This window comes from Nocardioides dokdonensis FR1436, assembly GCF_001653335.1.
Classification (GTDB): domain Bacteria; phylum Actinomycetota; class Actinomycetes; order Propionibacteriales; family Nocardioidaceae; genus Nocardioides; species Nocardioides dokdonensis.
Genome location: NZ_CP015079.1, coordinates 90,615 through 103,387, shown reverse-complemented (window position 1 = coordinate 103,387; position 12,773 = coordinate 90,615). Strand labels below are relative to the sequence as shown.

The following is a 12,773-nucleotide window of genomic DNA, read 5'->3' as shown; positions in this document are numbered from 1 at the left end:
GATGAGCGCCTGCCCCCGGGTCAGCATCGGGCTCCCGGTCTACAACGGCGAGGACTACCTCGCGCAGTCGCTCGACGCCCTGCTCGGCCAGACCTACGAGGACCTCGAGGTCGTCATCTCCAGCAACGCCTCGACCGACGGCACCGACGACATCTGCCGGCGCTACGCCGTCCGTGACGAGCGGGTGCGCTACGAGCGGCTGCCGCGCAACGTCGGCGCCGCGGCCAACCACGACGTGGTGCTGCGCCGGGCCCGCGGCGAGCTGTTCAAGTGGGCCTCGGCCGACGACCTCTACGCCGCCGACCTGGTCGAGCAGTGCGTCCGCCTCCTCGACCAGCACCCCGACGCCGTCCTCGCCCACTCGTGGACGGCGGCGGTCGACGAGGACGGCACCGTGACCCAGGCGCACGAGTACCCGCTCTGCACCGCGGCGCGCCGCGCCCCCGAGCGGCTGCGCAGCATGCTGTTCGACGGTGACGACATGCCCGGCGCGATCCGGGCCGACGACTTCTACGGGGTGGTGCGCACCGACGTGCTGCGCCAGGTGCCCCCACACGGCAGCTACTACCGCGCCGACCAGGTCTTCGTCACCGACCTCGCCCTGCGGGGGCGCTTCGTGCAGGTGCCGGACTGGCTCTACTTCCGCCGCCACCACGCCGACCGGCTGTCGAACGACGACACGACGATCCGCGAGTGGTGTGCCGGGCTCGACCCGCGCCGGGCCCAGGGCTGGCGGCACCCGACGGCCCGACTGGTCGGCGAGCTCGTCTGGGCCTACGCAGCGGCGCTGCGGCACGCACCCCTGACCCCGGCCGAGCGGCGTGAGTGCGAGCGCCACCTGGTCCGGTGGGCGCTCTCGCGCGCCCGGCGCCGGGTCACGGGCCGGTCCATCGGCGTGCCGGCCGAGGAGTACGACGTCGCGGCCGACCGGCGCGACCTGGCCCGTCGCGTGGTGGTCGGGCAGGGCGTCCCGGGATGAGCGGCGATGCCGGAGGGGCGATCAGGGTCGGGCTGCTGGGCCGGCTCGGTTCCGGCAACATCGGCAACGACGCCAGCCTCGAGGTCGTCCTCGCCCACCTGCGCCGCACGGTCCCGGACGCCCGGCTGGACGCCATGTGCTCGGGGGCCGTCGCGGTCCGCGAGCGCTACGGGCTCGATGCGGTCGACCTGCACCGGCAGCCTCGGGGTGGCACGGCCGCGGGGCGCGTGCTGCGCGGGATCGTGACGGACGCCTGGCGGATCAGCGCCTGGGTGCGCCGGCACGACGTGGTGATCGTGCCCGGGATGGGCACGCTGGAGTCGACGCTGCACGAGCGGTCCTGGCAGATGCCCTGGACGTTGCTGGTGATGGCCCTCAGCGGTCGGGTGTGGGGCACCCGGGTCGCCCTCGTCGGGGTGGGTGCCGACGCCGTCCCGCAGCGGGTGCACCGGGTGCTCCTGGTCGGTGCTGCGCGCCTGGCCCACTACCGCTCGTTCCGCGACGAGCACTCGCGCGAGGAGATGGTCCGGATGGGGCTGCCACCCGGCGACAGCGTCTACCCCGACCTCGTGCTGGGTCTGCCCCGGGCCGGGCGCCCGGCGCCGACGTCGGGCACCGTCGGGCTGGGGGTGATGGCCTGGTCCGGCTCCAACGGCGACCGCGGGCAGGCCGAGCGGCTGCACGCGGCGTACGCCGATCGGCTGGTCGCGCTCGTGCGGCGGCTGCTGGAGCGGGGCTACCGGGTGCGGCTGCTGGTCGGCGACGCCGACGACGTGCCCGTGGCCCGACGCCTCCTGGCCGCGGTGCCGAGCGATCCCGACCGGCTGAGCCTGGTGTCGGTGAGCACCCCCGGGGAGCTGATGGCGGCCGTGGCCTCGGTCGAGGTGGTGGTGGCCTCGCGCTACCACAACGTCGTCTGCGCGCTGCGCTGCGGCACCCCGGCCGTCGCGCTCGCCTACGCCGCCAAGCACCGCGAGCTCCTGGCGCAGGTGGGGCTCGAGAGGCTCACCCACGACATCCGGCACCTGGACCCCGAGCGGCTGGTCGTCCAGGTCGACGCGGTGCACGCCGACCTCGACGGGCTGCGCGGGCTGATCGAGCGTCGTCGCGACGCGCTGGACCCGCTGCTGGCCGCGCAGCTCGAGGCGCTGTCGCGCGAGGTCCTCGGGCTCGTGCCCGAGGTGGTCCGGTGAGCGCGGCGCCCGGCCGGGGTGCCGTGGCCCGGACCCTGGGCAGGCTCAGCTGGGGTGTGGCCGACCAGGGCGTCTCGAGCGCGAAGAACTTCCTGCTGGGCGTCTTCGTGGCCACCACGCTGGGGGCGCAGAGCCTCGGTGCCCTGGGTCTGGTGCTCGTGACCTACGCGATCGTGCTGCAGGCCGCCCGCGGGCTGGCCACCGATCCACTGATGGTGCGCTGCAGCGGCGTCGAGCGCGACACCTGGCGGGCGGCGACCGCGGCAGCGAGCGCCACCGCCCTGCTGGTCGGGGTGCTCGGGGCTGCGGCGTGCCTCGCCGGCGGCCTGGTGCTGATGGCCGAGGTGAGCGGTGAGGGCGGCACCGCGTTCGTCGCGCTGTCGATGTGCCTGCCCGCGCTGGCGCTGCAGGACAGCTGGCGCTACGCCTTCTTCGCCGCCGGGGAGGGGGGCAAGGCGTGCCTCAACGACGCGGTCTGGGGGATCGGTCTGCTGGTGCTGCTGCCCGCGGGCGCACCCCTCGGGCTCGACGGCATCGGCTGGGCGATCGTGGCCTTCGGTCTCAGCGCGGGGATCGCCGCCGTGTTCGGGTCCTGGCAGGCCGGGGTGCTGCCGGACCTGCGGCTGGTGCCGCAGTGGTGGCGCGAGCAGCGCGATCTCGGCGTGCGGTTCCTGGGCGAGAACATCACCCTGGGCGTCGGCCAGCAGGTCACGTCCCTCGTCGTCGCCCTGGTCAGCGGGCTCGGGGCGCTGGGTGCCGTCCGGGGCGCCCAGATGCTGATCGGCCCGGTGGCCAGCCTCCTGATGGGCATCGCCCAGGTCGCCGTCCCGGAGACCGTGCGTTCCCTGGCCGGGGGACGCACCGCCCTCGAGCGCCTGTGCCGTGCCCTCAGCGCCGGCTTGGCGGGCCTGGCGCTGCTGTGGGGGCTCACGATCTTCCTGATCCTCCCGCACGGGGCGGGCCAGGTGCTGCTCGGCGAGGTGTGGCCGGGCGCGCACCTGCTGCTCCCCGCGGTGGTCCTCAGCGCCACCGCGGGCTGCCTGCACGTCGGTCCCTCCGCGGGCCTGCGGGCGCTGGGTCGGGCCGATCTGACCCTGCGGATGCAGGTGCTCGTGACCACGCTCTACGCGGTGCTCGGCACAGCGGGCGCGGCCACCGCGGGGGCGCTGGGCATGGTGTGGGGCACCGCTGCCGCGGCCGGCCTCGGAGCCGTGGCGTGGTGGCTCGCGCTGCACCACGCGGTCCGACGGGCGCAGTTCGTCAACGAGGACCCCTCCGAGCCGGTGGAGCGCGAGCTCGATGGCCGCGTCGCGTGAGGAGGCGGCGTACGACGCCGGCGGCCGCGAGGTGGTCGTCGCGACGCTGATGCGGCGCCAGGGTGGCTCCGGGGTGCAGACCCACGTGCGCACCCTCGTGGAGCACCAGGACGGGACCGCCTCGCCGGTGCGGGTCGTGAACCCCTTCGACGCGGGCTCGGCGCTGGTGCGGCCGGTCTTCGCGGTGCGCAGGGTGATCACGCCGGTGAGCAGCGCCGGGAGCGTGTGGTGGTACCGCGAGTGGCACGCCCGCTTCCTGCGGCGCGCGCTCGCGCAGACGCTCCGGGGGGCCGGGCGGGCGCAGGTCGTCTACGCCCAGTGCCCGCCCTCCGCGGAGGCGGCGCTGGCGGTGCGGGGCGCGCAGCCGGTCGTGATGGCCGCCCACTTCAACGTCTCCGAGGCCGACGAGTGGGCCGCCAAGGGCGACATCGCCGCGCAGGGACGGCTCTTCGCCGCCATCCGCGCGCTCGAGGCCCGGGTGCTGCCGCGTCTCGACGGGATCGTCTACGTCTCCGAGTCCAGCCGGCGCGACTGCCTGGAGCGGATCCCGGCGGTGGCCGGGGTGCCGTCCGTGGTGGTGCCCAACTGCGTGCCGGTCGGCGAGGCCTCGGCCGGGTGTGGGCCCGGGGCCGGGCAGGGCATCGAGGCCGACCTGGTGACGGTGGGCTCGCTGGAGCCGCGCAAGAACCAGGCCTACCTGCTCGACGTGCTGGCAGCGGCGCGCCGTCGCGGGCGCCGCTGCACCCTCACCGTGGTCGGCGACGGCCCGCAGCGCGGCGCGCTGGAGCAGCAGGCGCGGAGGCTGGGCCTGGCCCCGGACGTCCGCTTCGTGGGGCACCGCGACGACGTGGCGCGCCTGGTCCCGCAGCACCGGGTCTACTGCCACACCTCGCGGATGGAGTCCTTCGGGATCGTCCTGGTCGAGGCGATGGCCGCAGGGGTGCCGGTCCTGGCCGCGCCGGTGGGCGGTGTGCCCGAGGTGGTGCGCGACGGCCTCGACGGGCGCTACTGGCCGCTCGACGACCCCGAGGCCGCGGCCGACGTCCTGCTGGCGGTGCTGGACGACGAGGTGGGACGCAGCAGGATGGGTCGCAGCGCCCGCAGCCGCGCCGAGCAGGTGTTCGCGACCGACGTCCAGTGCCCCCGGCTGCTGGACTTCCTGGCTAGCGTGCCGCGGCGCCGAGCAGGTGTCGCACCTCGCTGAGCGGCGGGGCCGCGCGGTCCGCGGCCGAGAGCCCGACGACGGGCAGCGGCCACTGCACACCGAGCTCGGGGTCGTCGTGGGCGAACGTCAGGGACTCGGCCGGGTCGTGCCGGCGGTCGATCCGGTACGACGTGTCGGCCGGCTCGGTGAGCGACTGGAAGCCGTGCGCGCAGCCGGCCGGGATGTAGACCGAGCGCTGGCTCTCGCCGGTGAGCTCGAAGCCCTCCCACTGCCCGAAGGTCGACGAGCCCGGCCGCAGGTCGACCACGACGTCGAAGAGGGCCCCGTGGGAGCAGCGCACCAGCTTGGCCTCGCCGCGGCCCGTGCGCAGGTGCAGGCCCCGCACGACGCCGCGGTGCGTGCGCGACAGGCTGTCCTGGAGGAACGTCTCGGGTCGCAGCCCGTGCTCGCCGGCCACGTCGGCGTCGTAGGTGCGCACGAAGAGGCCACGGTCGTCGTGCAGGGGCTGGGGGGTGAAGACGAGCACCCCGTCGAACCGTGCCCGCTCCACCTGCATGACCTGCCCCCGTCGTCGTGCGGCCCTCGTGGTCCGCCGCGTCCGACGCTGCCCCAGCGCCGGTGTCCGGGGCCTCACGAAATTGCGGTAAATAGCGCTTGCCTCCGCGGCCCGCGGTCCACCAGCACCCAACGTGGGTGCCGACGCCGAGAGTGAGGACAGGGCATGGGAGAGCGACGTTGCCGGCTGTGCGGAGCAGGGCTGAGCACCACCTTCGTGGACCTGGGCATGTCACCGCCCTGCGAGAGTTACGTGCCTGCGGAGGCACTCGATGCGGCGGAGGTCTTCTACCCCCTGCACGTCCGGGTCTGCGACGAGTGCCTGCTCGTGCAGCTGCCGGCCTACATCCCGGCGGAGGACATCTTCACCCAGTACGCCTACTTCTCCTCCTACAGCGACTCCTGGGTGCGCCACTGCGAGCGGTTCGTCGAGTCGGCGATCGAGCGCCTCGGCCTGGACGGCGACTCCTTCGTCGTGGAGGTGGCCAGCAACGACGGCTACCTCCTCCAGCACACGCTGGCGCGCGGCATCCGGTCCCTGGGCATCGAGCCGGCCGCCAACGTCGCGGCGGTCGCGGAGGACCGGGGGGTGGCCACCGAGGTGCTCTTCCTCGGGGAGGAGACCGGCCGCAAGGTCGCGGAGACCCACGGCCGCGCCGACCTGGTGGTGGCCAACAACGTCTTCGCCCACGTGCCCGACATCGTCGACTTCAGCCGCGGCCTGCGTGAGCTGGTCGCGGACGACGGCCGGGTGAGCATCGAGATCCCGCACCTGCTGCGGCTGGTCGAGGGCAACGAGTTCGACACGATCTACCACGAGCACTACTCCTACCTGTCCCTGCTGACGACCCAGCGGGTCCTGGCCTCGGCGGGCCTCGTGGTCGTCGACGTGGACGAGCTGCCCACGCACGGCGGCTCGCTGCGCACCTGGTCGGCGCTCGCCGAGACGGCGCCCGCGCCGAGCGCGGCCGTGGCCCGGGTGCTCGCGGCCGAGGAGCGGGCCGGCCTCCACACGCTGGCCGGCCACGCCGGCTTCGCACGGGCCGTGTCCCAGGTGCGTGACGACTTCGTGGAGTTCCTCATCAGCTGCCGACGCGCCGGACTCACCGTGGCGGCGTACGGCGCCCCCGGCAAGGGGAACACCCTGCTCAACTACTGCGGGGTGCGCGCGGACCTGCTGTCCTTCGCCGTCGACCGCAACCCCTACAAGCACGGCATGTTCCTGCCCGGCACCCACATCCCGGTGCTGCCGGTCGAGGCGCTCGACGAGGCGCGGCCGGACTACGTCGTGATCATGCCGTGGAACCTGCGCAAGGAGATCAGCGCGCAGCTGGAGCACGTGCGGGCCTGGGGTGGGCGGCTGGTCGTCGCGCTGCCCCGGCTCGAGGTCATCTGAGAGAGCAAGCAAGAGGATGAGGGGAGCTCAGTCATGAAGGTGGTCCTGTTCTGCGGTGGTCTGGGGATGAGGATGCGCGCCGACAACCAGTCCCTGCCCAAGCCGATGATGCCGATCGGCAGTCGGCCGGTGCTCTGGCACGTGATGCGCTACTACGCCTACTTCGGGCACACCGAGTTCGTGCTCTGCCTGGGCCACGGCGCCCAGGCGGTCAAGGACTACTTCCTGAACTACCAGGAGACCGCCTCCAACGACTTCGTGCTCACCAAGGGCGGCTCGTACATCGAGATGCTCAGCACCGACATCAGCGAGTGGACCATCACGTTCGTCGACACCGGGATGGAGACCGCGATCGGGGAACGGCTGCGTCGGGTGCGGCCCTACCTCGAGGACGACGGCATCTTCCTGGCCAACTACGGCGACGTGCTCACCGATGCCCCGATGGACGAGCTGGTGGCACAGTTCGAGCAGACCGATGCCGTGGCCCAGATGCTCGCCGTGAAGCCGCAGGACTCCTTCCACGTGGTCGACCTGGACGCCGACGGGCAAGTCGCGGGGCTGGTGCCCGTCGCCGACATGTCGCTGTGCATCAACGGCGGCTACTTCGTGCTGCGCCAGGGGATCTTCGACTACCTCGAGGAGGGCGACGACCTGGTCATGGACGGCTGCGTGCGCGCCGCCCGGGACGGTCGCGTCCGCGCGGTGCGCTACGACGGATTCTGGGCGCCGATGGACACGCTCAAGGAGCGCTCGGCCCTCGAGCACCAGTACCGCCACGGGATCAGCCCGTGGGCGCTGTGGCGCGAGCGCCCGGTGCTGCCGGGTGGCCAGATCACCCCGGTCGTCACCCCGCTCGCGATCTGAGGAACCCCGCCCGTCAGCCCGTCAGCCCGCCCGTCAGCCGGGGAGAGCGGCGAGCCGTGCTGCGAGCTTGTCGAGGGCCATCGCCCACCCCTGCGCCCCCGGTGAGTCCGGCGCCACGCCGACGTGGGTCAGGACCATGCGGGTGCGGTCCCCGAGGCCGGTGAGCTCGACCACGACGGAGGTCTCGCCGGGTGCGCCGGCCCCGTCGGCCATGCTCTCGGAGTAGACGAGCCGGGTCGGTGCGTCGACCTCGTGGTACTCGCCGACGAAGGCCATCGTCATCGGGCCACCCGGGGTCTCCACCTCCATGTCGATGCGGCGACGCCCACCCACCCGGACGTCCATCTCGGCGCGCGGGATCGTCGCCCCGGTGGGGCCGTACCAGCCGGCGAAGTGCTCGGTCTCTGTCCACATCGCCCAGACCAGCTCGATGGGGGCGTCCAGGGTGCGTTCGATCCGCAGGTCCTCGGTGTCGGTCATGGCTGCTCCTTCTGGTGGTGGTTCCTCAGCCGGCGAAGCTGCTGCCGGCGTCCTGGTCGAAGGGGTCCCCGGTCCAGTCCTCCCACGAGATCAGCGGTCCGGCCTCCATCGCCATGAAGGACCACGGGCCGCGGTAGGAGTTGTCCCACCAGCGGTTGTCCTGGTCGTGGGTCACCGCCTGCTCGACGACCAGGCCCTGGAACGGTGAGTGCGGGGGGAAGGTGCCGAAGTTCGAGAACACCCCGCTGACGCCACAGATGTTCGCGGGGGTGCAGCGCTCGCCGAGCGCAGCCGGGTCGAAGTCGAACCGGTTGTCGCGCACGTGGACGTGCTGGGCCTTCCAGCGGCAGTCGTCGTAGTAGGGCTGCGTGCCGATGAGGTCGGGGTCGGCGCAGGCGTCGAAGGTCGCGACGTCGGGGTTGACGAGCGTCGTGTCGGCCGTGGGGTTCGCCGGCGATCCGGCGTACCGGTCGGCGTTCTCCCAGGCGACCACCCCGCCCCAGTTGTCGATGAAGAGGTTGTCGGCGATCAGCAGCTCGTCGCTGTGCCGGTCGCCGGCCCGCGGGTCGCCGCCGGACTCGGAGATGTAGACCGCCGGGGTGGGGAAGCCGGGGTTGCGGGGGCCCTTGACCGTGCCGTTGCCGACGAAGGTGTTGCCCACCACCGCGGCGTTGTAGCTGGTCTCGTACATCAGCCCCTCGGAGTCGTTGTGCTCGATGAGGTTCCCGCTGATCGTGAAGCCGGTGTTGTTGTTGTCGGCCCACAGGCCGGGGCCCGCGTTGTGGTGCACCCAGTTGTCGGTGATGTCGGCCCCGTCGGTCGCCCAGAACTTGCCGCCGCCGGTGCAGCCGCACCCGTCCACCCGCTCCTCCCACCCGGCGGTGTTGTTGCCGCTGATCTCGTTGTGGTGCAGCACGACGTCCTTCGGGCCGGCGGGCAGGAAGGCGCTGAAGCCGTACTGGCCGTTGCGGTCCAGGCAGTTGTGCCGCACGACCGAGCCGGTGCCGAGGAACACCCCGGCGCCGCCGTTGAGGCGCACCGTGTTGTGCTCGACCACCCACCCGGGCGCGCTGTCGTGGTTGACCACGCCCTGGTTGCGGTTGTCGGTGGTCTGCCCGAAGCGCTCGATGGTCAGGTGGGAGACGGTGACGTCCGCGGCGTCGCCGGTGAAGGCGTAGAGGTTGGTGCCGTCGCCGTCGAGCACCGCGCCGGGTGCGCCGACGAAGCGGTCGCCGTCGTGCGGGCGCACCGAGTCGTAGGCCGTGAGGCCGAGGCGGTGGACGCCGGCTGCCAGCCAGAACGTCGTGCCGGGCGGTGACTGGCTCACCACGAGCGGCAGGTTGTCGGTGGGGCGCACCACCACCGCCTCCGCAGGGGGCTGCGCCGGCCCCTGCAGCCCGCGGGAGCCGCAGATCGGCGCGGGCGGGGCGGTCGGCGAGACCGCGCCCACGGCGCCGGCGGCGCGCGGGCTGCCGTCCGCGTCGTCGGCGGTCGGCGGCAGACCCCGCAGGGCGCCCAGCGTCGCGAGGACCACGGCGGCCAGGCCCAGCACGACGAGGGGCCGGACGTGGACACGGTCTCTCGGGATGGGGACGCGCACGGCTCTCCTCTCGAGCGGCTCGACCACCGTAGGACGGGGACCGGGCGGCTCGCGCTCCTCACCAGGACGAGTTACCCCATTGTGGTGACCGCTCGCCGGTGCGGCCCCGCACGGGCTGCTCGCCACCCACCATCGACGTCAGGGGACGCGCGACCGGGGGGAGGAACGACGTGCTGGAGCTGAGCATCGGCGCGGGACCGCTGACGGTGGTGTGCCTGGGGGCGCACCCCGACGACATCGAGATCGGCTGCGGGGGCACCTTGCTGCGCCTGGCCCAGCGCGGCGACGTGGACGTCTCCGCGCTGGTGCTGACGGGCACCGCCCACCGGTTGGAGGAGTCCCGGTCCGCGATGGCTCGGCTCTTCCCCGGGAGCCGGGTCCACGGTGGCGGGCTCGAGGACGGTCGGCTGCCGGGCAGCTGGGAGGCGCTCAAGCAGGCGCTCGAGGACTTCGCCGCCGACCAGCCTGCCCACCGGCTCCCCGACATCGTGCTGGCGCCGCGCGTCGACGACGCCCACCAGGACCACCGCCTCGTCGGTGGGCTGGCCAGCACCGTGTGGCGCGATGCGCTCGTGCTGCACTACGAGATCCCCAAGTGGGACGGCGACATGGCCTCGCCCAGCCACTTCGTCGCCCTGGACGAGGCGACCGCGCGAGGCAAGTTCGAGGTCCTCGACGAGTGCTTCTCCAGCCAACGCTCCCGCGACTGGTGGGACGAGGAGATGTTCCTGGGCCTGATGCGCCTGCGGGGGATGGAGTGCCGCAGCCGCTACGCCGAGGGCTTCGTCGCCTCGAAGGTGCTGCTGGACCCCGTGCTGCGGAGCCGGTCGTGAGCCGCGACTTCAGCGCCTCGGCACGGGCGCAGGCGCGGCTGCACGAGCTGGTGCCCGGCGGCGCGCACACCTACGCCCGGGGCAGCGACCAGTACCCCGAGCACATGGCGCCGGTCATCGTGCGCGGTGCCGGCGCCCGGGTCGAGGACCTCGACGGCAACACCTTCGTGGAGTACGGCATGGGCCTGCGCTCGGTCACGCTCGGGCACGGCTACGCGCCGGTCGTAGAGGCGGTGCGCGACGCGATCGGTGACGGGGTGAGCTTCACCCGTCCGTCGGTGTGGGAGCTGCGTGCGGCCGAGCGGTTCCTCGCGCAGGTGCCCGGGGCCGACATGGTCAAGTTCGCCAAGAACGGCTCCGACGTCACCACCGCCGCGGTGCGCCTCGCCCGGGCCGCCACCGGCCGGCCGCTGGTGGCGATCTGCCGCAGCCAGCCGTTCTTCTCCACCGACGACTGGTTCATCGGCTCGACCGCGATGCCCGGCGGGGTCCCCGCCGAGCACCGGGCCTGCACCGTCGGGTTCGACTACAACGACCTGGACTCGCTGCGGACGGTGCTCGACGCGCACCCCGGCCAGGTCGCCTGCGTGATCCTGGAGGCGGCCTCGTCGACGGCGGAGCCGGAACCGGGCTTCCTCGCCGGCCTGCGCCGGTTGGCCGACCAGGACGGCTTCGTGCTCGTCTTCGACGAGATCATCTGCGGCATGCGCTGGTCACGCCACGGTGCGCAGCACGTCTACGGCGTCCGGCCGGACCTGTCGTGCTGGGGCAAGGCGCTGGGCAACGGGTTCCCGATCGCGGCGCTGGCCGGTCGCCGCGAGCTGATGGAGCGCGGGGGCCTGCGCACCGACGACTCGCGGGTGTTCCTGGTCTCGACCACCCACGGCCCCGAGACCGGGGGGCTGGCGGCGTACCTGGCCGTGGACGACGAGTACGAGCGGCGCGACGTCGTCGCCGAGATGACCGCACTGGGCCAGCGCCTGGCCGAGGCCGTCCGTGGCGAGGTGGCCGCCGTGGGGCTGGACGACCACGTGCGGGTGCTGGGCCCCCCGGTGTCGCTGCTGTTCGCCACCCTGGACCGCGACTGCCGTCCCTCCCAGGCGTTCCGCACGCTGTTCCTGCAGGAGCTGCTGCGCCACGGGGTGCTGGGCCAGTCCTTCGTGATCTCGGCCGCTCACACCGACGCCGATCTCGACCTCACCGTCGAGGCGGTGCGCCGCGCGCTGCCGGTCTACGCGCAGGCGCTGGAGCGGGGTGGGGTCGAGGGCCTGCTCGAGGGCCGGCCCGTGGCGCCGGCGCTGCGTGAGCACGCCGCGCCCCGCAGGATCTCCTAGCAGCCGGCCCGGTGTGCCTCCAGGTAGGCGCCCACTTGGCGTCGGGTGGCGTCGCGGGGGTCCTCGCCGCCGCGCACCGAGCGCTCCCACTCCACCGTCGCGCGGACTGCCTCGCGGGCCCGCAGCACCGGTCGCCAGCCCAGCTCGGTGCGCGCCAGCGTCGAGTCCAGCATCAGCAGACCGGCCTCGTGCGGTCCGGCGTCACCGGTGTCGGTCCAGCTCGCCCCCTCGCCCCACTGCTCGGCCATCAGGTCGGCGACCTCCGCGACGCTCAGCGCGTCCGCGGCGACGGGTCCGAAGTTCCAGCCCCGGTCATGGGCCCGCCCGGGCAGGTGCTCGGCCACGGTCAGGTAGCCGCTGAGCGGTTCGAGGACGTGCTGCCAGGGGCGTACGGCGTCGGGTCGGCGCAGCTGGGCCGGCTCGCCCGCCGCGAAGCGGGAGACGAGCTCGGGCACCAGCGCGTCGGCGGTCGCGTCGCCGCCCCCGACGACGTTGCCGGCCCGGGCCGTCGCGATCCCGAGCCCGTCGCGCGGGAAGGACGTGGTCATGGAGTGGGTCAGCAGCTCCGCACAGGCCTTGCTCGCGCTGTACGGGTCGTCGCCCCCGAGGGGCTCCGGCTCCCGGTAGCCCCAGTGCCACTCGTTGTTGCGGTAGACCTTGTCGGTGGTCACGACCACGCAGCTGCTCACCCGCGGCACGGCGCGCACCGCCTCGAGCACCGACAAGGTGCCCTCGACGTTGGTCGAGAAGGTCTCCCGGGGGTCCCGGTAGGACTCCCGCACCACCGACTGCGCGGCCAGGTGCAGCACCACACCGGCCCCGGAGCGCTCGAGCGCCTGCGTCAGGGCCGCGGTGTCGCGGATGTCCCCGACGTGGTCGCCGGCCAGTTGCTCGCCCGCGCGGGCCCGGGCGTAGAGGAAGTGCTCCGGGGTCGGCAGCGCGTAGCCGTGCACCCGGGCCCCGAGCTGGCGCAGCAGCTCGCACAGCCAGGCGCCCTTGAAGCCGGTGTGTCCGGTGACGAAGACGTCCCGGTCCTTCCAGTGAGCCGCATCCATGGC

The 12,773-nt window shown here is 73.5% G+C and carries 12 protein-coding genes; 8 read left to right on the top strand and 4 right to left on the bottom strand.

All coding sequences use genetic code 11. The features are described from left to right. Position 1 precedes the first annotated feature (1 nt). The 4 genes from I601_RS00485 to I601_RS00470 are packed head-to-tail and all read left to right on the top strand — an operon-like array spanning position 2 to position 4,692. A complete protein-coding gene (locus I601_RS00485) occupies positions 2–979 on the top strand; it encodes a glycosyltransferase family 2 protein (protein WP_068105061.1) in 978 nt (325 codons plus the stop codon). Beyond that, positions 976–2,172, top strand: coding sequence for a polysaccharide pyruvyl transferase family protein (locus tag I601_RS00480; protein ID WP_068105059.1), 1,197 nt, complete (start codon positions 976–978; stop codon positions 2,170–2,172). The genes I601_RS00485 and I601_RS00480 overlap by 4 nt, the downstream gene beginning before the upstream one ends. Next, positions 2,169–3,488: an MATE family efflux transporter gene (locus I601_RS00475; protein ID WP_068105057.1), complete on the top strand. Its 1,320-nt coding sequence runs from the start codon at positions 2,169–2,171 to the stop codon at positions 3,486–3,488. Before I601_RS00480 ends, I601_RS00475 begins: the two co-directional genes overlap by 4 nt. After that, positions 3,472–4,692 (top strand): glycosyltransferase family 4 protein, encoded by a 1,221-nt coding sequence (locus I601_RS00470; RefSeq protein WP_068105055.1) that lies wholly within the window; start codon positions 3,472–3,474, stop codon positions 4,690–4,692. The genes I601_RS00475 and I601_RS00470 overlap by 17 nt, the downstream gene beginning before the upstream one ends. Here I601_RS00470 and I601_RS00465 read toward each other — a convergent pair. Continuing rightward, positions 4,652–5,209 (bottom strand): dTDP-4-dehydrorhamnose 3,5-epimerase family protein, encoded by a 558-nt coding sequence (locus I601_RS00465; RefSeq protein WP_068105052.1) that lies wholly within the window; start codon positions 5,207–5,209, stop codon positions 4,652–4,654. The genes I601_RS00470 and I601_RS00465 overlap by 41 nt on opposite strands. A gap of 165 nt (positions 5,210–5,374) precedes the next feature. Between I601_RS00465 and I601_RS00460 the strand changes: the two genes are divergently transcribed. Both I601_RS00460 and I601_RS00455 read left to right on the top strand, forming a co-directional pair. After that, positions 5,375–6,604 carry a class I SAM-dependent methyltransferase gene (locus tag I601_RS00460; protein ID WP_068105049.1) on the top strand — a complete coding sequence of 410 codons (1,230 nt, stop codon included), beginning with the start codon at positions 5,375–5,377 and terminating at the stop codon, positions 6,602–6,604. Positions 6,605–6,637: 33 nt separating this feature from the next. Then, complete coding sequence (locus I601_RS00455) at positions 6,638–7,468, top strand: sugar phosphate nucleotidyltransferase (RefSeq protein ID WP_068105046.1); 831 nt, start codon at positions 6,638–6,640, stop codon at positions 7,466–7,468. Between the two features lie 33 nt (positions 7,469–7,501). Here I601_RS00455 and I601_RS00450 read toward each other — a convergent pair whose 3' ends face one another. After that, complete coding sequence (locus tag I601_RS00450; protein ID WP_068105043.1) at positions 7,502–7,948, bottom strand: SRPBCC family protein; 447 nt, start codon at positions 7,946–7,948, stop codon at positions 7,502–7,504. A gap of 25 nt (positions 7,949–7,973) precedes the next feature. Continuing rightward, complete coding sequence (locus I601_RS00445; protein ID WP_157519789.1) at positions 7,974–9,548, bottom strand: right-handed parallel beta-helix repeat-containing protein; 1,575 nt, start codon at positions 9,546–9,548, stop codon at positions 7,974–7,976. A gap of 170 nt (positions 9,549–9,718) precedes the next feature. Here I601_RS00445 and I601_RS00440 point away from each other — a divergent pair, with 170 nt between their 5' ends. Continuing rightward, positions 9,719–10,381: a PIG-L deacetylase family protein gene (locus I601_RS00440; protein WP_157519787.1), complete on the top strand. Its 663-nt coding sequence runs from the start codon at positions 9,719–9,721 to the stop codon at positions 10,379–10,381. After that, positions 10,378–11,715, top strand: coding sequence for a glutamate-1-semialdehyde 2,1-aminomutase (locus I601_RS00435; RefSeq protein WP_068105041.1), 1,338 nt, complete (start codon positions 10,378–10,380; stop codon positions 11,713–11,715). Before I601_RS00440 ends, I601_RS00435 begins: the two co-directional genes overlap by 4 nt. Here I601_RS00435 and rfbG read toward each other — a convergent pair. After that, positions 11,712–12,770 (bottom strand): CDP-glucose 4,6-dehydratase, encoded by a 1,059-nt coding sequence (gene rfbG, locus I601_RS00430; RefSeq protein ID WP_068105037.1) that lies wholly within the window; start codon positions 12,768–12,770, stop codon positions 11,712–11,714. The two genes, I601_RS00435 and rfbG, sit on opposite strands and share 4 nt — an antisense overlap. Between the last annotated feature and the right edge of the window lie 3 nt (positions 12,771–12,773).